The organism is Streptomyces sp. NBC_01463 (assembly GCA_036227345.1).
In the GTDB taxonomy this organism is placed as follows: Bacteria; Actinomycetota; Actinomycetes; order Streptomycetales; family Streptomycetaceae; genus Streptomyces.
In genome coordinates, this window is sequence record CP109468.1 from 6,624,791 (window position 1) to 6,645,648 (window position 20,858).

Sequence of the window (20,858 nt, forward strand, 5' to 3'; positions counted from 1 at the left end):
CGATCCACCACAGAGCGGAGGACTCAGAGCATGGCCGGCGCGATGCGCAAGATGGCGGTCTACCTCGGCCTCGTGGAGGACGATGGGTACGACGGTCCGGGGTTCGACCCCGACGACGAATTCGAACCCGAGCCGGAGCCCGAGCGCGACCGGCGCCGGCACCAGCCCGCGCATCAGGTGGAGCGTGACCGGGAGCGGGACGAACCGGTACGAGTGGTACAGCCTCCGGCGCAGCGGGAGCCGGTTCAGATCCCGGCGGAAAGAGAGCGACCCGCCCGGATCGCCCCCGTGGCATCCATCACACCTGAACGTCCGAACATGGAGAAGAACGCACCGGTGATCATGCCCAAGGTCGTGTCCGAGCGGGAGCCGTACCGCATCACCACGCTGCACCCCAGGACCTACAACGAGGCCCGTACCATCGGGGAACACTTCCGTGAGGGCACTCCGGTGATCATGAATCTCACGGAGATGGACGATACGGACGCAAAGCGACTTGTCGACTTTGCCGCGGGACTTGTCTTCGGTCTCCATGGCAGCATTGAGCGAGTGACGCAGAAGGTGTTCCTGTTGTCGCCTGCTAACGTCGATGTCACGGCGGAGGACAAGGCCCGCATCGCAGAGGGCGGATTCTTCAACCAGAGCTGAGAACACGACACCGGGAACAACCCGGCCGCGAGGCCGGAGCTACGAGAGCCAGGGGAGAGGGAAGCGCGAGGATGGGCGTCGCACAAAGTGTTGTCTACATCGCGTTGATGTGTTTCCTCATCGTGCTGATCTTCCGGCTGGTCATGGACTACGTCTTCCAGTTCGCACGTTCATGGCAGCCGGGCAAGCCGATGGTGGTCGTCCTTGAGGCCACTTACACGGTCACCGATCCACCGCTCAAGCTCCTGCGGCGGTTCATTCCGCCGCTGCGTCTCGGGGGCGTGGCACTCGACCTGTCCTTCTTCGTTCTGATGATCATCGTTTCCATCCTGATCAGCATCGTGACCAGGCTGTGAGCGATACGGTCCTGCCGACTGCCGACGACTACGTAGAGGTGAAGAAGAGATGCCGCTGACCCCCGAGGACGTGCGGAACAAGCAGTTCACGACGGTCCGCCTTCGAGAAGGCTACGACGAGGACGAGGTCGATGCCTTCCTCGACGAGGTCGAGTCCGAGCTGACCCGCCTGCTCCGTGAGAACGAGGACCTGCGCGCCAAGCTGGCCGCCGCCACGCGTGCCGCCGCGCAGAACCAGCAGCAGCAGGGCATGCGCAAGCCGCCCGAGCAGCAGGATCGCCCCGGTGCGCCCGTGCCCGCCGCCATATCTGGTCCGCCGGTCCAGCAGCAGCCCCCGCAGATGGGTCCGCCCCAGCTGCCCGGTGGTGCTCCGCAGCTGCCCGCCGGTCCCAGCGGCCACGGCCCCCAGGGTCCGCACGGCCCCGGTCCGCAGGGCCCGCACGGCCCCGGCCCGATGCAGGGTGGCCCGATGGGCGGCCCCATGGGCGGTCACAACCCCCAGCAGCAGCAGATGCAGCAGATGCAGCAGATGCAGCAGCCGCCGCAGATGCAGCAGCAGGGCCCCGGTGGCGACAGCGCCGCCCGTGTCCTGTCCCTGGCGCAGCAGACCGCCGACCAGGCGATCGCGGAGGCCCGTTCCGAGGCCAACAAGATCGTCGGCGAGGCGCGCAGCCGTGCCGAGGGCCTGGAGCGCGACGCGCGCGCCAAGGCTGACGCCCTGGAGCGGGACGCGCAGGAGAAGCACCGCGTGGCGATGGGCTCGCTGGAGTCGGCCCGCGCGACGCTGGAGCGCAAGGTCGAGGACCTGCGTGGCTTCGAGCGCGAGTACCGGACCCGTCTGAAGTCCTACCTGGAGAGCCAGCTGCGTCAGCTGGAGACCCAGGCCGACGACTCGCTGGCTCCGCCGCGGACGCCGGCTGCCGCCTCGCTGCCGCCGTCGCCCTCGCTGGCCCCGGCCGGTGCCGGTGCGATGGGTCACACCATGGGTGGCAACCACGGCGGTCACGGCAACCAGCAGATGGGCGGCAACCCGTCCATGGGCGGTGGCCCCTCCTACGGTGGCCAGCAGCAGATGTCGCCCGCGATGACGCAGCCGATGGCACCGGTGCGGCCGCAGGCGCCGCAGCCGATGCAGCAGGCGCCTTCGCCGATGCGCGGGTTCCTGATCGACGAGGACGACAACTGAGCGGTTCGCGCTCGCTGAGCGCGTAGCCGTCGGCAGGCTGAGGGCCGGGCCCCGGGGATTCCCCGGGGCCCGGCCCTTTGCTGTGGGCGGGTGCGAGTGCGGTGGGGTTGTGGGTGGCCGCTGCGCGGGGCCTGTCCCCTGCCCGCCCCTTCCCGTAACCGGGGGCTCCGCCCCCGGACCCCCGCGCCTCAAACGCCGGCGGGGCTGGATTGGCGGCCGAGACGCAGAAGGGCCCGGCCGGAACGTGTCCGGCCGGGCCCTTCGTGTGCTGCGGCTACCGCTCCGTCTTGCGGAGGCGGAACGTCAGGGACAGGCCCTCGTCCTCGAAGGGCTCGCCGTACGCCGCGTCCGCCTCGCCCTGCGCGTAGTCCAGGGCCAGGACCTCGTCCGCGATCAGGGACGCGTGCTCGGTCAGGGCCTCGGCCGTCGCGGGGGAGGTGGACGTCCAGCGGACGGCGATGCGGTCCGCGACGTCCAGGCCGCTGTTCTTGCGCGCCTCCTGGATCAGCCGGATCGCGTCACGGGCCAGGCCCGCACGCCGCAGCTCCGGAGTGATCTCCAGGTCGAGCGCGACCGTCGCGCCCGAGTCGGACGCGACCGACCAGCCCTCGCGCGGGGTCTCCGTGATGATGACCTCGTCGGGAGCCAGCGTGACCTGCTCGCCGTCGACCTCGACCGACGCCGTGCCCTCGCGCAGGGCGAGGGAGAGCGCCGCGGCGTCCGCGTTCGCGACGGCCTTCGCCACCGCCTGGACGCCCTTGCCGAACCGCTTGCCCAGCGCCCGGAAGTTCGCCTTCGCCGTCGTGTCGACGAGCGAGCCGCCCACCTCGGACAGGGAGGCCAGCGAGGAGACGTTCAGCTCCTCGGTGATCTGCGCGTGCAGCTCCGGGGAGAGGTTCTCGAAGCCCGAGGCCGCCACCAGGGCGCGGGACAGCGGCTGCCGGGTCTTCACGCCCGACTCGGCACGCGTGGCGCGTCCCAGCTCGACCAGGCGGCGGACCAGCGCCATCTGCGTGGACAGGTCCGGGTCGATCGCGGACAGGTCCGCCTTCGGCCAGCTGGAGAGGTGGACCGACGACGGCGCGTCCGGGGTGACCGGTGTGACGAGGTCCTGCCAGACCCGCTCGGTGATGAACGGGGTCAGCGGGGCCATCAGCCGGGTGACCGTCTCGACGACCTCGTGCAGGGTGCGCAGCGCCGCCTTGTCGCCCTGCCAGAAGCGGCGGCGGGAGCGGCGCACGTACCAGTTGGACAGGTCGTCGACGAACGCGGACAGCAGCTTGCCGGCGCGCTGGGTGTCGTACCCCTCCAGCGCGGTGGTGACCTGGTCCACCAGGGCGTTCAGCTCGCTGAGCAGCCAGCGGTCCAGGACCGTGCGGTCCGCCGGTGCCGGGTCGGCCGCGGAGGGCGCCCAGTTCGACGTACGGGCGTACAGGGCCTGGAAGGCGACCGTGTTCCAGTACGTGAGGAGCGTCTTGCGGACGACCTCCTGGATCGTGCCGTGGCCGACCCGGCGCGCCGCCCACGGGGAGCCGCCCGCCGCCATGAACCAGCGGACGGCGTCGGCGCCGTGCTGGTCCATGAGCGGGATCGGTTCGAGGGTGTTGCCCAGGTGCTTGGACATCTTCCGGCCGTCCTCGGCCAGGATGTGGCCCAGGCACACCACGTTCTCGTACGAGGACTTGTCGAAGACGAGCGTGCCGACCGCCATCAGCGTGTAGAACCACCCGCGCGTCTGGTCGATGGCCTCCGAGATGAACTGCGCCGGGTAGCGGCTCTCGAAGATCTCCTTGTTCTTGTACGGGTAGCCCCACTGCGCGAACGGCATCGAGCCCGAGTCGTACCAGGCGTCGATGACCTCGGGGACGCGGTACGCCTCCAGCTGGCAGTTCTCGTGCGTGCAGGTGAACGTGATCTCGTCGATGAACGGCCGGTGCGGGTCCAGGCCGGAGAGGTCGGTGCCGGTGAGGGCGGTCAGCTCGGCGCGCGAGCCGACGCAGGTGAGGTGGTCGTCCTCGCAGCGCCAGATCGGCAGCGGGGTGCCCCAGTAGCGGTTCCGGGACAGCGCCCAGTCGACGTTGTTGTTCAGCCAGTCGCCGAAGCGGCCGTTCTTGACCGAGTCGGGGAACCAGTTGGTCTTCTCGTTCTCCGCGAGGAGCCGGTCCTTGATCTCGGTCGTGCGGATGTACCAGGACGGCTGCGCGTAGTAGAGCAGCGCCGTGTGGCAGCGCCAGCAGTGCGGGTAGCTGTGCTCGTACGGGACGTGCCGGAAGAGCTTGCCGCGGGCGGCCAGGTCCTCGGTGAGCGCCTCGTCGGCCTTCTTGAAGAAGACGCCACCGACCAGCGGCACGTTCTCCTCGAAGGTGCCGTCGGGGCGGACCGGGTTGACCACCGGCAGTCCGTACGCCTTGCAGACCAGGAGGTCGTCGGCGCCGAAGGCGGGGGACTGGTGGACCAGACCCGTACCGTCCTCGGTCGTCACGTACTCGGCGTTGACGACGTAGTGCGCGGGCGCCGGGAAGTCGATCAGGGTGAACGGGCGCTCGTAGGTCCAGCGCTCCATCTCGCGGCCGGTGAAGGAGTCACCGGTCAGCTCCCAGCCCTCGCCCAGCGCCTTCTCGACGAGCGGCCGGGCGACGACCAGCTTCTCCTGGCCGTCCGTCGCGACGACGTACTCGACCTCGGGGTGTGCGGCGACGGCCGTGTTGGAGACCAGGGTCCAGGGGGTCGTCGTCCACACCAGGAGCGCCGCCTCGCCGGCCAGCGGGCCGGAGGTGAGCGGGAAGCGCACGAAGACCGACGGGTCGACGACCGTCTCGTACCCCTGCGCCAGCTCGTGGTCCGAGAGGCCGGTGCCGCAGCGCGGGCACCACGGGGCGACGCGGTGGTCCTGGGTGAGCAGGCCCTTGTTGAAGATCTCCTTCAGCGACCACCACACGGACTCGACGTACTCGGGGTCCATCGTGCGGTACGCGTCGTCGAGGTCGACCCAGTAGCCCATCCGGGTCGTGAGCTCGGTGAAGGCGTCGGTGTGCCGGGTCACGGACTCACGGCACTTGGCGTTGAACTCGGCGATGCCGTACGCCTCGATGTCCTTCTTGCCGTTGAAGCCCAGCTCCTTCTCGACCGCGAGCTCGACCGGCAGGCCGTGACAGTCCCAGCCGGCCTTCCGGCCGACGTGGTAGCCCTGCATGGTGCGGAAGCGCGGGAAGACGTCCTTGAAGACGCGGGCCTCGATGTGGTGGGCGCCCGGCATGCCGTTGGCCGTGGGCGGGCCCTCGTAGAAGACCCACTCGGGGCGGCCCTCGGACTGTTCGAGGCTCCGGTCGAAGACCTTGTTCTCGCGCCAGAAGTCGAGCACGGCGTGCTCCAGCGCGGGCAGGTCGACCTGGGCGGGTACCTGGCGGTACTGCGGCGATGTCATGTGCGGGCTTCCTCCGGCGGACGTGTTCCACTTCCGTCGGAGGGACGAGAACCGATGCCGGATCCCGCGGTACCACCCTCCTTGGCCCCGGGCGTGCCGCCCGTGGCCCCCTCATTGGGGTGCGATGCCGGTTCTACTGGCCCTGGCGGGCGTTCTTCCGACGGCTCCGGGGTGATCTTCACGACGCGCTCGCCCCCGGGCTTCCACCGTCCCCGGGTCGCTCCTGGCTGCGTACGACGCTACTCGTCCCATCCACGCCTCTCGCTGGGGCCAGTGTACGGGCCGCGGGGCGCGGCGGCCGACCGGATTTCCGGCGGCCCCGGAGTGACCCGAATGGCCAGACGGGGCGCATCGGGTCCCGGCACCCTCCGGCGGGCGGCCGGAAGGCGGATTACCCGGCGGGGAGCTGGGAACAACGGTTTCAGGCGCGGAGTGATCCGGACACGGGGAGGGACCATGCGGCGGCGTGCCCCGTTGCCGCGGGGCTGGGGTCGACTTATCGTCCCAGCACGACTCGCGAGCAAGATCACAATGCGTGAAGGGGCCGCGGCCATGGTGGCGAAGAAGACGTCCGACGCGAACGCGGGGACCGGGCCGGAGGACGCGGCGGCGAGCACCACCGGGGCCGCCGGGGCCGCGAAGAGGACCACGAAGAAGACGGCCGGGAAGACGGTCAAGAAGGCGGCGGCCAAGAAGGCCGCGGCCGGGCGGACCACGGCCGCCAAGGCTTCGAAGAAGGCCGCGTCCGCGGCCACGGGGGCGGCCGAGGCCGCCGAGCAGACGGGAGCCCACACGGTGGTAGCCAAGAAGAGCGCGGCCAGGACCCGGACCACCGGCAGGAGCGCCGCGCCCGTGCCCCCGGCCCGGGCCGCGGCGACGACCCCGGGAGAGCTGGCCGTACGGCCGGGGGAGGACCCCTGGACGGCGGAGGAGGTCTCGGCCGCCCGGAGCGAGCTGACCGGCGAGATCACCCGGCTGCGCAACGAGCTGGAGGCCTCGGGCCTGGCGCTGGCCGGGCTGATGCGGGACTCCGGCGACGGGGCGGGGGACGACGAGGCGGACACCGGCACCAAGAACATCACCCGCGAGCACGAGATGTCGCTCGCCGCCAACGCCCAGGAGATGCTGGAGCAGACCGAGCGGGCCCTGGCCCGCCTCGACGCGGGCACGTACGGACTCTGTGAGATCTGCGGCAATCCGATCGGCAAGGCGCGCATGCAGGCGTTCCCCCGGGCCACCCTCTGCGTCGAGGACAAACAGAAGCAGGAGCGACGCGGCTGATCCCCACCGGTGTGTCGTACCCTCGTCCCCAGAGGCTGTCGGGTGATCCGCGATCGGGCGGCCACGCCCTGGCACGCACGCTTCCCGCGTTGCCGAAATGCCCCGGTAGCTCCGCTGCCAGGACATCTCGGCGCCTTGGAACCGCACGCACCGGACCGCGTCCGCTTTCCGATCGCAGATCACCCGACAGCCTCTCCGTCGGGAACTAGGTTGAGGGACTCACGTGGCAGAGGCGGAGCGCATCATCGGTACGCCGGACATCCCCGAGGCTGAGGGACGCGAAGGAGCCGAGCCGGACCGGGCCGGCGCGAGCGGGTCCCCCGACGCCGTCGAGCCGGACGGGCAGGACGCCGGTCCGGTGGCGGACGACGGCGAGACGGAGACATCGGTCGACCGTTCGCCGGCCACCCGCCGGCGCCGGATCATCCTGCTCTTCTGCGTCGCCGTGCTCGCCTACCTGCTGGACCTCGGCAGCAAGATGCTCGTGGTGGCGAAGCTGGAGCACCAGGAGCCCATCGAGATCTTCGGCGACTGGCTGAAGCTCGACGCGATCCGTAACGCGGGCGCCGCGTTCGGCCTCGGCGAGGCCTTCACGATCATCTTCACGATCATCGCGGCGACCGTCATCGTGGTGATCGCCCGGCTCGCGCGCAAGCTCTACAGCCTGCCCTGGGCGATCGCGCTCGGCCTGCTGCTCGGCGGTGCCCTCGGCAACCTCACCGACCGCATCTTCCGCGCGCCCGGTGTCTTCGAGGGTGCGGTGGTGGACTTCATCGCCCCCGCGCACTTCGCCGTCTTCAACCTGGCGGACTCCGCCATCGTCTGCGGCGGCATCCTGATCGTGCTGCTGTCCTTCAAGGGCCTGGACCCCGACGGCACCGTGCACAAGGACTAGGACGCGCAAGGCATACTCGACAGGTGAGTACGCATCCCGAGATCCGAACCCTGCCCGTACCCGATGGCCTGGAAGGCGAGCGTGTCGACGCCGCCATTTCCCGCATGTTCGGCTTCTCCCGCACCAAGGCCGCCGAGCTGGCCGCCGCCGGGAAGGTGCAGGTGGACGGTTCGGTCGTCGGGAAGTCCGAGCGGGTGCGGGGCGGCGCCTGGCTGGAAGTGGAGATGCCGCAGGCTCCCGCTCCGGTGCAGATCGTCGCCGAGCCCGTCGAGGGCATGGAGATCGTCCACGACGACGACGACATCGTCGTCATCATGAAGCCGGTCGGCGTCGCCGCGCACCCCAGCCCCGGCTGGACCGGCACCACCGTCATCGGCGGCCTCGCCGCCGCCGGCTACCGGATCTCGACGTCGGGCGCCGCCGAGCGCCAGGGCATCGTCCACCGGCTGGACGTGGGCACCTCGGGGCTGATGGTCGTCGCCAAGTCCGAGCGCGCCTACACCCTGCTGAAGGCCCAGTTCCGCGACCGGATCGTCGACAAGAAGTACCACGCGCTCGTCCAGGGCCACCCGGACCCGATGAGCGGCACCATCGACGCCCCCATCGGCCGCCACCCCACGCACGACTACAAGTGGGCGGTCGTCGCCGAGGGCAAGCCGTCGGTGACGCACTACGACCTGATCGAGGCGTACCGCGCCGCCAGCCTCCTGGACATCAAGCTGGAGACCGGCCGCACCCACCAGATCCGGGTGCACATGTCCGCCCACCGCCACCCCTGCGTCGGCGACCTCACCTATGGCGCGGACCCGACCATGGCCAAGCGGCTGGGGCTGACCCGGCAGTGGCTGCACGCGGTCCGGCTCGGCTTCGAGCACCCCGCGGACGGCAGCTGGGTGGAGTTCTCCAGCACCTACCCGGACGACCTCCAGCAGGCCCTCGACCGGATCGCGGCGGAGAGCGAATGATCGCCTACACCACCCGGACCGTCACCGGTGAGCAGGACCGTGCCGCCTGCTTCCAGGTCCGCAAGGACGTCTTCGTCGGCGAGCAGAACGTGCCGGAGGAGATCGAGTACGACTCCTACGACGCGCACGCGGTCCACGTCATAGCCGTCGCCGAGGACGGCACGGCACTGGGCACCGGACGGCTGCTGCACGGCCCCGGCACGGAGACGAAGACCGGCGGCGACCTCACCGTCGGTTCGCTCGGCCGGCTCGCGGTGACCAGCGGCGCGCGCGGCCTCGGGGTCGGCGCGGCGCTGGTGCGGGCCATCGAGGACGCCGCCCGCGAGCTCGGTCTGGCCGCCGTCGACCTGCACGCCCAGACGCACGCGCTCGGTTTCTACGAGCGCCTCGGGTACGCGGCCTACGGCCCCGAGTTCCCGGACGCGGGCATCGCGCACCGGGCGATGCGCCGGACGATCTGACACCCCGGCGCACCCCCTGGCCACGGGTTACCTGACTCCCATGGCAGGCTGAGGGCCCTTGGCCGTGCCGAGACCGGGCCCGGCCGGAGCGCTCCGGAAGGCACCCCGTGGACCAAATGGCACTGCTGCTCCTGCTGCTCCTGGGAGCCGTGGTCACCGTGCCACTCGGCGAACGGCTCGGCCTTCCCGCACCGGTGCTGATGACCCTCGCCGGGGTCGGGATGGCCTTCCTCAGCTTCGTGCCGAACGTGGACATCCCGCCGGAGATCATTCTTCCCGCGCTGCTCCCGCCGCTGCTCTACGCCTCCGTGCAGCGCACCTCCTGGCGGCAGTTCACCGCCAACAAGCGTCCGATCTTCCTGCTGGCCGTCGCCCTCGTCTTCCTGACGACGGCGGCCGTGGCCGCGGTGGCCAACGCGATCGTTCCCGGGCTGCCGCTCGCCGCCGCCGTCGCGCTCGGCGCGCTCGTCGCCCCGCCCGACCCGGTCGCGGCCACCGCCGTCGCGGGATCGGTCGGACTGCCCCGCCGCCTCGTCTCCATCCTGGAGGGCGAGGGCCTGTTCAACGACGTCACCGCGATCGTGCTCTACCACGTGGCCATCGCCGCGGCGGTGAGCGGCACCTTCTCGCTGCCCGAGGCGTTCGGACTGCTGATCCTGTCCGCGGTCGTCGCCGTCGCGGTGGGCGTCGCGCTCGGCTGGCTCACCATCAAACTCATGGGCCTGCTCGGCGACGCCACCCTCCAGGTCGGCCTGACCCTGCTGGTGCCGTTCGTCAGCTACGTGCTCGCCGAGGAGCTGATGGGCTCCGGCGTGCTCGCCGTCCTGACCACCGCGCTCTTCCTCGCCGAGTACACCGCCGACGCCGACGACGTGCTCGGCCGGCTCACCGGCCGCACGTTCTGGGAGATCGTCGACACCCTCGTCACCGGTGTCGCCTTCGGGCTGATCGGCCTCGAACTGCACAACGTCTTCGGGACGGCCGACGGCCGCAGGCTGGAGATGACCGGCTGGGGCCTGGCCGTCGTCGCCGTCGTCGTCGGCGTCCGGCTGCTCTATCTCCTCCCCGCGACCTGGCTGGCCAAGCGGCTGCACACCCGCCGCGACGTCAGCGAGGAGATCCCCACCGGCTGGCGGGAGACCGTCGTCATGTGGTGGGCGGGGATGCGCGGGGTGGCCTCGGTCGCGCTGGCACTCGCGATCCCGCTGAAGACGGACGACGGGAAGCCGTTCCCCGGCCGTGACGAGATCGTCTTCATCGCCTTCTCCGTGATCATGGTCACGCTGGTCTTCCAGGGTCTGACCCTGCCGTGGCTGGTGCGCAAGCTGCGGGTGAAGGCGGACACCGACGCCGAGGAGGCGCTGGAGCGGGACCTCGCGATCCGGGCCGCCAAGGCGGCCAAGCAGCGGCTCAAGGAGATCCAGGAGGTCGAGGAGTTCCCCGAGGACGTCGTGGAACGCCTCCAGCGACTGGCCTACGACGTCGGGGCGCGGATCAGCCCCGACATGGTCGACGACGAGCGGCGCGAGGCGTACGCCCAGCGCGCCGAGCGGTTCAAGGCGGTCAGCCGCATCCAGCGCGAGATGATGTCGGCCGCCCGCCACGCGGTGCTCTCCGCGCGCAGCGAGGCGGGCGCGGACCCCGAGGTCGTCGACCGGGTGCTGCGGCAGCTGGACGTACGCAGCCTGCGCTGACCCGCCCCGGCGCGGAAGGTCAGCCGCGTCCGGTACGCGGCGCCCGGCCCCAGCCCGCGGGCTTCTCGTCCGCGCCGTGCACGGCCGGCCACGCGTCACCGGGCGGCAGCGCCGCGGGGGCCGTGGCGATCCGCGGCAGCGCGTAGGGATGGTGGTCGCGCAGCCAGCCGATCAGCTGCTCCCGGACCGCGCAGCGCACCGTCCAGATGTCGTCCGCGTCCTTCGCCGTGACCACCGCGCGCACCTGGATCGTGGAGGGTGTGGTGTCGGTGACCGCCAGCGACCAGTCCCGGCCGTCCCACGCCGCGCACTCGCCCAGGATGTCCCGCAGCTGCTCGCGCATCGCGGCGACGGGCGCCGCGTGGTCGAGGTGGAAGAAGACCGAGCCGGTCATCTGGGCCCCGCCGCGCGACCAGTTCTCGAAGGGCTTGCTGGTGAAGTACGAGACCGGCATCGTGATCCGCCGCTCGTCCCAGGTCCGCACCGCGAGGAAGGTCAGGGTGATCTCCTCGATCGTGCCCCACTCCCCGTCCACCACCACCGTGTCGCCGATCCGCACCATGTCGCCGAAGGCGATCTGCAGGCCGGCGAAGAGATTGCCGAGCGTGGACTGGGCGGCGACACCGGCGACGATGCCGAGGACACCGGCCGAGGCCAGCATCGAGGTGCCGACCGTCTGCATGGCGGGGAACGTCAGCAGCATCGCGGCGACCGCCACGGTCGTCACGATCGCGATGACCACCCGCTGGATCAGCGTCACCTGGGTCCGGACCCGCCGCACCCGTGCCGGGTCCCGGGTGTTCGCCGCGTAGCGCGCGTACACCGAGTCCACCACCGCGACGGCGATCCGCACCACCAGCCAGGCCGACGCCCCGATCAGTACCAGGGTCAGCACCTGGCCGATGCCCGTCCGGTGCTCGCGGACCATGTCGAGCCGGGTGTGGGGGTAGGTGGCCCGCAGCAGCGCCGCGCCCAGCGTCAGCTGGAACGGGAGCCGGCAGCGCCGCAGCAGGCCCCACAACGGCGTCTCGTGGTGCCGGCCGTCGGCGCGCCTGAGCAGCAGGTCGAGCAGCCAGCCCGCCACCAGCGTGATCACGGCGGTGCCGCCGAGGACGATCAGCGGTCGCAGTACGTTCTCCATGCTGTCGCTCTCCATGCTCTCGACCGTAACTGGCACCATGGGCCTCATGAACATCATGCTTTTCCACTCGACGTACGGACTGCGCCCCGCGGTGCATGCGGCCGCCGACCGGCTGCGCGCCGCCGGGCATGAGGTGCACGTGCCCGATCTCTTCGACGGGCACACCTTCGAAACCATCGAGGACGGGCTGGCCTTCAAGGAGGAGACGGGCAAGGAGGAGCTGCTGAAGCGGGCCGTGCTGGCCGCGGCGCCCTACTCCGACCGCGGGCTGGTCTACGCGGGCTTCTCGCTGGGGGCGTCGGTCGCCCAGACGCTCGCGCTCGGCGATGCGAAGGCGCGGGGACTGCTGCTGTTCCACGGCACGTCGGACATCGCGGAGACCGCCTCGGTGGACGAGCTGCCCGTGCAGCTGCACGTCGCCGACCCGGACCCGTTCGAGACGCACGACTGGCTGAACTCCTGGTACCTGCAGATGCAGCGGACCGGTGCCGATGTCGAGGTCTACCGCTACCCGGGCGCGGGCCACCTGTTCACCGACGCCGAACTGCCCGACTTCGACCAGGCGTCGGCGGAGCTGGCCTGGAAGGTCGCGATCGGCTTCCTCGCCACGCTGTGAGTGTGCGAGGGGCCCCGCGCACACAACGGTGCGCGGGGCCCCTCGGTCCGTGCGGAAGGGAGCGGAAGGGATCAGCCGCGGTACGCGGTCCAGCTGTCGCTCATCCGCTGCACCTGGCCCGGGGTGAACTGGTACATGCAGGAGTCGTAGGTGTAGTCCATGAAGTTGTGGATCGGGTCCACACCGGTGCCGGTGCAGGTGTTGCGCCCGGTCGGGCACTCGAACGCGGCGCTCTTCTCCGCGGGGGTGTCGGAGACGTAGTCGCCGCTGCCGCCGCAGCCGCCCTGGAAGGTGTGGTAGAGCCCCATCCAGTGGCCGACCTCGTGCGTCGCGGTGTCGCCCTCGTCGTAGTTGGCGGCCGAACCGCCCGGCAGCGAGGCGTCCAGGATGACCACGCCGTCCATGGACGGGCTGGAGCTGTAGGAGCTCGGGAACGTCGCCCAGCCGAGCAGCCCGCCGCCGAGGTTGGCGGTGTAGACGTTGAGCGCGTTCTTGCCGCCCTTGCGCAGGGCCGTCTTCATCGACCTCTCGGCCGACGAGCCCGAGGAGACGTTGTACCAGGACGCGTTGTCCGTGTAGTCGGTGCCGGCCAGCGAGAACTGGAAGCCGGTGGGGGTGTTGCCGGTGCCCGAGCCGCTGTACGCGGCGTTCAGCACGCTCATCTGGCTGCTGATGTCGGCGGCGCTGAGCTTGCCCGTGCTGCCTGAGTGGATGACGTGGAAGTAGACGGGGACGGTCGCACCGGCGGCGAGCGCGGCGCCGGGGATCCGGCGCTCGGTGAGTCTCTGCTTCATCTGCCGGTCGATGGCGGCGGCCTGGGCGGTGGTCAGCTCGTTGGGGTCCGAGGCGCGCTCCGGGCCCGTGGGGCGGGACTCGCGGGCGGTGGCGCCGGCCGGGGCGTCCGCGCAGGCCTCGGCGGACAGGGACGTGGCAGTGGCCTTCCCGGACGCGGCGGTGGCACCGGAGGGGACGGTGAGGGGGGCCAGGGCCAGGGTTCCGGCCAGGACGGCGGTGCCGATCGCGTGGTGACGCAGACGCGGAGAAATGCGAGCGAGAGTGCGCACAGGGACTCCTAGCGGATGTGTGGGGGAGGGATTTCCTCACCCGCCGCCGGGGAGATTACGTGGGCATGTCATATGTGGGCGAGGGGCGATCCGGCCCAATCATTCATGGTGCAAACCGGTGCAACGGGAAGAAATTCTGCTGTCCGCTCCGGAGTTTGGGAGGCGGACGTCATCTACCGGGTTCATCCGGAGACCGGTGTGTCCCCATTGGATCCGTGCGGAACGCCACCCGACACAGGGCCGTCATCCACCGTCAACACGGCCCGGCGTGGCCGGATCCGGACGGGCCGGGCGGGCCGCGGACGCGAACGGGCGGGTGAACCCGGTGGGTTCACCCGCCCGTTCCGCGCGGAGCCGGGCGGCTGTCAGCCCTTCAGCGCGGCGGTGATCGCGCTGTTGAAGTCCGCCACCGTCATCGGGGCGTTCTTCTTGTCCGAGCCGGTCAGCGTCTTGCCGTCCATCTTCAGGGTCGGGGTGCCCTCGACGCCGCTCTTGTCGAAGGTCGCGGACATCTTCATCGCCCAGGAGTCGTACGTACCGTCCTTGACGTCCTTCTGGAAGGCGGCGTTGCCCTTGAGCGCGTCCACCGTGTCGGCGACCTTGATCAGGTACGAGTCGTCCTTGAACTTGTCGTCCGTCTCCTCGGGGTGGTACTTCGTGGAGTAGAGCGCGTACTTGTAGTCGAGGAACGCCTCGGGGCTCACGTTCAGCGCGGCGCCCAGGGCGCTCAGCGCGTTCTTCGAGCCCTCACCGTTGGCCGAGTTGGCGCCGTCGATGAACGTGGCACCGATGTACTTGATCTTGTACTTGCCTGCGTCGACGTCCTTGTGGACCGTCTCGCCGACCGTCTGCTCGAACGAGGCGCAGACCGGGCAGCGGGAGTCCTCGTACAGCTCCAGGGTCTTCTTGGCGGTCGACTTGCCGACCACGACGGTCGTGCCGTTCGTGCCCGAGGTGTTCTTCGGGGCGGTGACGTTCTTGGCGTCCTTGGCCTCGTCCCAGTGGTCGGGCTCGTTCAGCTTCATCACGCCGTAACCGACGCCGGCGGCGATCGCGAGGACGGCGACGACGGAGACGCCGACGACGACCTGCCGGCGGGTCTTGTCCTTCTTCGCCTGGCGCTCGCGCTCGGCGCGCAGCCGCTCGCGGGCGGCGGACTTGTTGGCCTGGCTGTTGCGCTTGCTCATGGTGGGTTCTCCGTGGGGTGCGTGGTCGTACGTCGTCAGGGACTCGCGTGCTCAGGCGGTGGCACAGGCCCGGCTCGGCGGTCCCCTCCGTCCCACGGAGTGCACGAGGAGGCGCGCGTGGACGAGGAGGTGCGGGCCGTGGCCCGCGGTGCGGATCTCGCGGCCCGCGGTGCGGCGGGCCGTTCCCGCGACGGCGACCGCGATCAGCAGCGGCCGGAACGCCAGCAGGGCGAACGCGCCCAGCAGGCCCGCGAGCGCCAGCTCGCCGCGGTGCAGCCAGGCGGCGGCGAGCAGCCCGACCGACACATGGGCGGCCAGCAGCAGCCAGGGGACAAGCGGGCCGGGGGAGGCCAGCAGGGCGGCGGCGCCGTGGCCGCCCGCGGTCACCGAGGCCAGCGGGGTGCCCACCTCGCCGACACCGCCGAGCCGCGACGCGCCCGCTCCGACATCACCGCCCCCGCACAGCACGTCGACACCGACCGAGCGCAGGGGACCCGCGATCGGCCCGCCCGCAGCGCCGTAACAGAGGTGCTGTCCGGTGGTGAAGACCGTGTCCGCGGCCAGCTCCAGCGGGACCAGCAGCCCCGCGATCGCCCCGAAGCCGCGCTCCCGGCCGGCCAGCGCGTACGCCACGGCGAAGACGGCGCCCGCCAGCACGGCGACCAGGGTCAGCGGCAGCGGGACCCGGGAGAGCAGCACATGGGACGCAGCGGAGAGCGTCACGACGAGCGCTGTGAAAAGCGCCGCGCGCACCACTCTGAGCTGCGTCCCGGATATGTCCATCGTCGAGGAGTGTCGCATGCGAACCTGTAGGCGAGCCCTAAGGGCCGCTTCGTCTGTGGGAAGGCTTACAGCCCAGGGATCCGGCCGTTGCGGAAGAGGTCCACGAAGATCTGGTGGTCCGCCCTCGCCCGGGCCCCGTAACTGTGGGCGAAGTCCACCAGCAGGTCCGCGAAGCCCTCCTCGTCCGCCGCGATCGCCGCGTCGATCGCCCGCTCGGTGGAGAACGGCACCAGCGAGTGGCCGCTCTCGTCGTCCGCCGCCGAGTGCATCGTCGCCGTCGCCCGGCCGAGGTCGGCGACGACCGCCGCGATCTCCTCGGGCTCGTCGATGTCGGACCAGTCCAGATCCACCGCGTACGGCGACACCTCGGCGACCAGCTGGCCGGCGCCGTCCAGCTCGGTCCAGCCGAGCCACGGGTCGGCGTGCGCCTGCAGCGCCCGCTGCGAGATCACCGTGCGGTGGCCCTCGTGCTGGAAGTAGTCGCGCACGGCGGCGTCCGTGATGTGCCGGGAGACCGCCGGGGTCTGCGCCTGCTTGAGGTAGATCACCACATCGTTCTCCAGGGCGTCGCTGTTGCCCTCCAGAAGGATGTTGTACGAGGGCAGCCCGGCCGATCCGATGCCGATCCCGCGCCGGCCGACGACGTCCTTGACCCGGTAGGAGTCGGGGCGGGTCAGGCTCGACTCCGGCAGCGTCTCCAGATAGCCGTCGAACGCGGCCAGGACCTTGTAGCGCGTCGCCGCGTCCAGGTCGATCGCGCCGCCGCCGTCCGCGAAGCGGCGCTCGAAGTCACGGATCACGGTCATCGAGTCCAGCAGCGAGAACCGGGTCATCGAGCGGGCGGCCCGCAGCGCGCCCAGCAGCGGGCCGTCGGCGGTGTCCAGCGTGAAGGGCGGCACCTCGTCGTTCTTCGCGCCCGTCGCCAGGGCGTGGATCCGCTCGCGGTAGGCCGCCGCGAAGATCCGGACGAGCTCGGTGATCTGGTCGTCACCCAGCGCCTTCGCGTACCCGATCAGGGCGACCGAGGCGGCGAACCGCTTGAGGTCCCAGGTGAACGGGCCCACATAGGCCTCGTCGAAGTCGTTCACGTTGAAGACCAGCCGGCCGTTGGCGTCCATGTACGTGCCGAAGTTCTCCGCGTGCAGATCGCCGTGGATCCACACCCGGCCGGTGCGCTCGTCGAGATACGGGCCGCCGTGCCGCTCCCGCTCCAGGTCGTTGTAGAACAGGCAGGCCGTGCCCCGGTAGAAGGCGAAGGACGAGCCCGCCATCTTCCGGAACTTCACCCGGAAGGCAGCCGGATCGGCGGCCAGCAGCTCACCGAAAGCGGTGTCGAAGACCTCGAGGATCTGCTCCCCGCGCTGCGCTGCGCCGGTCTGCGTGTCCGACATCTCTGGGTGCCTCCTGGTACCTGGCCTGCATGACGACGTACATGACAAAAGGGACGGGTGTCCCCGCTCTTCCAACGCGCGACCGTATCGCGGAGTGCCCGTCACTCGTGACCCGGGAGACGTAGACTTCCACGCTGTCCCCCCAGCCGACATCCGCAGTTCCCCGGAGGCACAGCGCCGTGACCAAGCCGCCTTTCACGCACCTTCACGTCCACACCCAGTACTCGCTGCTGGACGGTGCCGCGCGGCTCAAGGACATGTTCGAGGCGTGCAACGAGATGGGCATGTCCCATATCGCGATGACCGACCACGGCAACCTGCACGGCGCGTACGACTTCTTCCACTCGGCCGCCAAGGCCAATGTGACGCCCATCATCGGGATCGAGGCGTACGTCGCCCCGGAGTCGCGCAAGCACAAGCGGAAGATCCAGTGGGGCCAGCCGCACCAGAAGCGCGACGACGTCTCCGGTTCGGGCGGTTACACCCACAAGACGATCTGGGCGTCGAACGCCAAGGGGCTGCACAACCTCTTCAAGCTGTCCTCCGACGCCTACGCCGAGGGCTGGCTGCAGAAGTGGCCGCGCATGGACAAGGAGACCATCTCCCAGTGGTCCGAGGGCCTGATCGCGTCCACCGGCTGCCCCTCCGGAGAGGTGCAGACCAGGCTGCGGCTCGGACAGTTCGACGAGGCCGTCCAGGCGGCCTCCGACTACAAGGACATCTTCGGCGAGGGCAAGTACTTCCTGGAGCTGATGGACCACGGCATCGAGATCGAGCGCCGGGTCCGTGACGGGCTCCTCGAAATCGGCAAGAAGCTGGACATCCCGCCGCTCGTGACGAACGACTCGCACTACACCTACGCCAGCGAGGCGACCGCCCACGACGCGCTGCTCTGCATCCAGACCGGCAAGAACCTCTCCGACCCGGACCGCTTCCGCTTCGACGGCACCGGCTACTACCTCAAGACGACGGACGAGATGTACGCCGTCGACTCCTCGGACGCCTGGCAGGAGGGCTGCGCCAACACCCTGCTGGTCGCGCAGCAGATCGACACCACCGGGATGTTCGAGAAGCGCGACCTGATGCCGAAGTTCGACATCCCCGAGGGCTTCACGGAGATCACCTGGTTCCAGGAGGAGGTCCGGGTCGGGATGAACCGCCGCTTCCCCGGCGGGGTCCCCGAGGACCGGCAGAAGCAGGTCGAGTACGAGATGGACATCATCATCCAGATGGGGTTCCCGGGGTACTTCCTGGTCGTCGCCGACTTCATCATGTGGGCCAAGAACAACGGCATCGCGGTCGGCCCCGGCCGAGGCTCCGCCGCCGGTTCGATCGTGTCGTACGCGATGGGCATCACCGACCTCGACCCGATCGAGCACGGGCTGATCTTCGAGCGGTTCCTCAACCCCGAGCGCGTCTCCATGCCCGACGTCGACATCGACTTCGACGAGCGCAGGCGCGTCGAGGTGATCCGGTACGTGACCGAGAAGTACGGCGCCGACAAGGTCGCCATGATCGGCACCTACGGCAAGATCAAGGCCAAGAACGCGATCAAGGACTCCGCCCGCGTCCTCGGCTACCCCTACGCCATGGGTGACCGGCTCACCAAGGCCATGCCCGCCGATGTCCTCGGCAAGGGCATCGACCTCAACGGCATCACCGACCCCAAGCACCCGCGCTACAGCGAGGCCGGCGAGATCCGGGGGATGTACGAGAACGAGCCGGACGTCCAGAAGGTCATCGACACCGCCAAGGGCGTCGAGGGCCTGGTCCGGCAGATGGGCGTGCACGCCGCAGGCGTCATCATGTCCAGCGAGCCGATCGTCGACCACGCGCCGATCTGGGTGCGGCACACCGACGGCGTGACGATCACACAGTGGGACTACCCCCAGTGCGAGTCGCTCGGCCTGCTCAAGATGGACTTCCTGGGCCTGCGCAACCTGACGATCATGGACGACGCCATCAAGATGGTGAAGGCCAACAAGGGCATCGACCTGGAGATGCTGTCGCTGCCGCTGGACGACCCCAAGACGTACGAACTGCTCTGCCGGGGCGACACGCTCGGGGTGTTCCAGTTCGACGGCGGGCCGATGCGCTCCCTGCTGCGCCAGATGCAGCCCGACAACTTCGAGGACATCTCCGCCGTCTCGGCCCTGTACCGGCCGGGCCCGATGGGCATGAACTCGCACACGAACTACGCCGAGCGCAAGAACGCCCGCCAGGAGATCACTCCGATCCACCCGGAGCTGGAGGAGCCCCTCAAGGAGGTCCTCGGCCTCACCTACGGCCTGATCGTGTACCAGGAGCAGGTGCAGAAGGCCGCCCAGATCGTCGCCGGGTACTCGCTCGGCGAGGCCGACATCCTGCGCCGAGTGATGGGCAAGAAGAAGGCCGACGAGCTGGCGAAGAACTTCGTCCTCTTCGAGGCGGGCGCCAAGAAGAACGGCTTCTCCGACGCCGCGATCAAGGCGCTGTGGGACGTGCTGGTCCCGTTCGCCGGGTACGCCTTCAACAAGGCGCACTCCTCCGCGTACGGCCTGGTCACCTACTGGACCGGATACCTGAAGGCGAACTACCCCGCCGAGTACATGGCGGCGCTGCTCACCTCGGTCAAGGACGACAAGGACAAGTCCGCGGTCTACCTCAACGAGTGCCGCCGCATGGGCATCAAGGTGCTCCCGCCGAACGTCAACGAGTCCGAGTCGAACTTCGCCGCCCAGGGCGACGACGTCATCCTGTTCGGGCTGACGGCCATCCGTAACGTCGGCCAGAACGTCGTCGACTCGATCATCCGGTGCCGCAAGGCGAAGGGGAAGTACAGCACCTTCCCCGACTTCCTCGACAAGGTCGAGGCGGTCGTCTGCAACAAGCGGACCGTGGAATCGCTCATCAAGGCCGGTGCCTTCGACGAGATGGGCCACACCCGCAAGGGCCTCGTCGCCCACCACGAGCCCATGATCGACAACGTGGTGCAGGTCAAGCGCAAGGAGGCCGAGGGGCAGTTCGACCTCTTCGGCGGCGGCGAGGAGGACAGCGACGAGCCGGGCTTCGGGCTCGACGTGGAGTTCTCCGACATCGAGTGGGAGAAGTCCTACCTGCTGGCCCAGGAGCGCGAGATGCTCGGGCTCTACGTCTCCGACCACCCGCTCTTCGGCATCGAGCACGTGCTGAGCGACAAGTCCGACGCGGCGATCTCGCAGCTCACCGGCGGCGAGCACAGCGACGGCGCGATCGTCACCATCGGCGGCATCATCTCCGGCCTCCAGCGCAAGATGACCAAGCAGGGCAACGCCTGGGCCATCGCCACCGTCGAGGACCTGGCCGGCTCGATCGAGTGCATGTTCTTCCCCGCCACCTACCAGCTGGTCTCCACCCAGCTCGTCGAGGACACCGTCGTCTTCGTCAAGGGACGCCTCGACAAGCGCGAGGACGTGCCCCGCCTCGTCGCCATGGAGATGCAGGTCCCCGACATCTCGAACGCGGGCACCAACGCCCCCGTGGTGCTGACCATCCCCACGGTCAAGATCACCCCGCCCATGGTCAGCCGGCTCGGCGAGGTGCTCAGCAGCCACCGCGGCGACACCGAGGTACGGATCAGGCTCCAGGGCCCCCGCAAGACCACGGTGCTCCGGCTCGACCGGCACCGGGTGAAGGCCGACCCGGCGCTCTTCGGAGACCTGAAGGTGCTGCTCGGCCCGTCCTGCCTGGCCGGCTGAGCGGCCGTCCGCACACGCACGAGAGGGGCGCCCCGCGAAAGCGGGTGCGC

The 20,858-nt window shown here is 70.0% G+C and carries 16 protein-coding genes; 10 read left to right on the forward strand and 6 right to left on the reverse strand.

Annotated features, from left to right (window positions below):
- The first annotated feature begins 30 nt into the window (after nt 1-30).
- From sepF to OG521_29220, 3 genes are all read left to right on the forward strand, one after another.
- On the forward strand, nt 31-648 hold the full coding sequence (sepF, locus tag OG521_29210) for a cell division protein SepF (protein WUW24626.1): 618 nt from the start codon (nt 31-33) through the stop codon (nt 646-648).
- A 71-nt stretch (nt 649-719) separates the two neighbouring features.
- Nucleotides 720-1,004 (forward strand): YggT family protein, encoded by a 285-nt coding sequence (locus OG521_29215; GenBank protein WUW24627.1) that lies wholly within the window; start codon nt 720-722, stop codon nt 1,002-1,004.
- A 49-nt stretch (nt 1,005-1,053) separates the two neighbouring features.
- A complete protein-coding gene (locus OG521_29220; GenBank protein ID WUW24628.1) occupies nt 1,054-2,190 on the forward strand; it encodes a DivIVA domain-containing protein in 1,137 nt (378 codons plus the stop codon).
- A gap of 274 nt (nt 2,191-2,464) precedes the next feature.
- Here the strand turns inward: OG521_29220 and ileS are convergent, their stop codons facing one another.
- Nucleotides 2,465-5,614 (reverse strand): isoleucine--tRNA ligase, encoded by a 3,150-nt coding sequence (gene ileS / locus OG521_29225; GenBank protein WUW24629.1) that lies wholly within the window; start codon nt 5,612-5,614, stop codon nt 2,465-2,467.
- Between the two features lie 531 nt (nt 5,615-6,145).
- Here ileS and OG521_29230 point away from each other — a divergent pair.
- The 5 genes from OG521_29230 to OG521_29250 all read left to right on the forward strand — a co-directional run bounded on the left by OG521_29230 (nt 6,146) and on the right by OG521_29250 (nt 10,910).
- Nucleotides 6,146-6,895, forward strand: a complete 750-nt coding sequence (locus tag OG521_29230) for a TraR/DksA family transcriptional regulator (protein ID WUW24630.1) — start codon at nt 6,146-6,148, stop codon at nt 6,893-6,895.
- A 223-nt stretch (nt 6,896-7,118) separates the two neighbouring features.
- Complete coding sequence (lspA, locus tag OG521_29235) at nt 7,119-7,790, forward strand: signal peptidase II (protein ID WUW24631.1); 672 nt, start codon at nt 7,119-7,121, stop codon at nt 7,788-7,790.
- A gap of 23 nt (nt 7,791-7,813) precedes the next feature.
- The gene (locus OG521_29240) at nt 7,814-8,755 is read left to right on the forward strand and encodes an RluA family pseudouridine synthase (protein WUW24632.1); all 942 of its coding nucleotides are present in this window, start codon (nt 7,814-7,816) and stop codon (nt 8,753-8,755) included.
- Complete coding sequence (locus tag OG521_29245; protein WUW24633.1) at nt 8,752-9,216, forward strand: GNAT family N-acetyltransferase; 465 nt, start codon at nt 8,752-8,754, stop codon at nt 9,214-9,216. The genes OG521_29240 and OG521_29245 overlap by 4 nt, the downstream gene beginning before the upstream one ends.
- A 107-nt stretch (nt 9,217-9,323) precedes the next feature.
- The gene (locus tag OG521_29250) at nt 9,324-10,910 is read left to right on the forward strand and encodes a Na+/H+ antiporter (GenBank protein WUW24634.1); all 1,587 of its coding nucleotides are present in this window, start codon (nt 9,324-9,326) and stop codon (nt 10,908-10,910) included.
- Nucleotides 10,911-10,929: 19 nt separating this feature from the next.
- Here OG521_29250 and OG521_29255 read toward each other — a convergent pair whose 3' ends face one another.
- Nucleotides 10,930-12,051, reverse strand: coding sequence for a mechanosensitive ion channel family protein (locus tag OG521_29255; GenBank protein ID WUW26837.1), 1,122 nt, complete (start codon nt 12,049-12,051; stop codon nt 10,930-10,932).
- A gap of 37 nt (nt 12,052-12,088) precedes the next feature.
- Between OG521_29255 and OG521_29260 the strand changes: the two genes are divergently transcribed.
- Entirely contained in the window at nt 12,089-12,667 is a 579-nt protein-coding gene (locus OG521_29260) for a dienelactone hydrolase family protein (protein ID WUW26838.1), read from the forward strand.
- 71 nt (nt 12,668-12,738) lie between these two features.
- Here OG521_29260 and OG521_29265 read toward each other — a convergent pair whose 3' ends face one another.
- The 4 genes from OG521_29265 to OG521_29280 form a co-directional block, all read right to left on the reverse strand.
- Complete coding sequence (locus tag OG521_29265; GenBank protein WUW24635.1) at nt 12,739-13,731, reverse strand: zinc metalloprotease; 993 nt, start codon at nt 13,729-13,731, stop codon at nt 12,739-12,741.
- A gap of 365 nt (nt 13,732-14,096) precedes the next feature.
- Complete coding sequence (locus OG521_29270; GenBank protein WUW24636.1) at nt 14,097-14,918, reverse strand: DsbA family protein; 822 nt, start codon at nt 14,916-14,918, stop codon at nt 14,097-14,099.
- A 51-nt stretch (nt 14,919-14,969) separates the two neighbouring features.
- Complete coding sequence (locus OG521_29275; GenBank protein ID WUW24637.1) at nt 14,970-15,701, reverse strand: hypothetical protein; 732 nt, start codon at nt 15,699-15,701, stop codon at nt 14,970-14,972.
- 65 nt (nt 15,702-15,766) lie between these two features.
- A complete protein-coding gene (locus OG521_29280) occupies nt 15,767-17,092 on the reverse strand; it encodes a DUF2252 domain-containing protein (GenBank protein ID WUW24638.1) in 1,326 nt (441 codons plus the stop codon).
- A 179-nt stretch (nt 17,093-17,271) separates the two neighbouring features.
- Here OG521_29280 and dnaE point away from each other — a divergent pair, with 179 nt between their 5' ends.
- Nucleotides 17,272-20,808: a DNA polymerase III subunit alpha gene (dnaE, locus tag OG521_29285; protein WUW24639.1), complete on the forward strand. Its 3,537-nt coding sequence runs from the start codon at nt 17,272-17,274 to the stop codon at nt 20,806-20,808.
- The last annotated feature ends 50 nt before the right edge of the window (nt 20,809-20,858 follow it).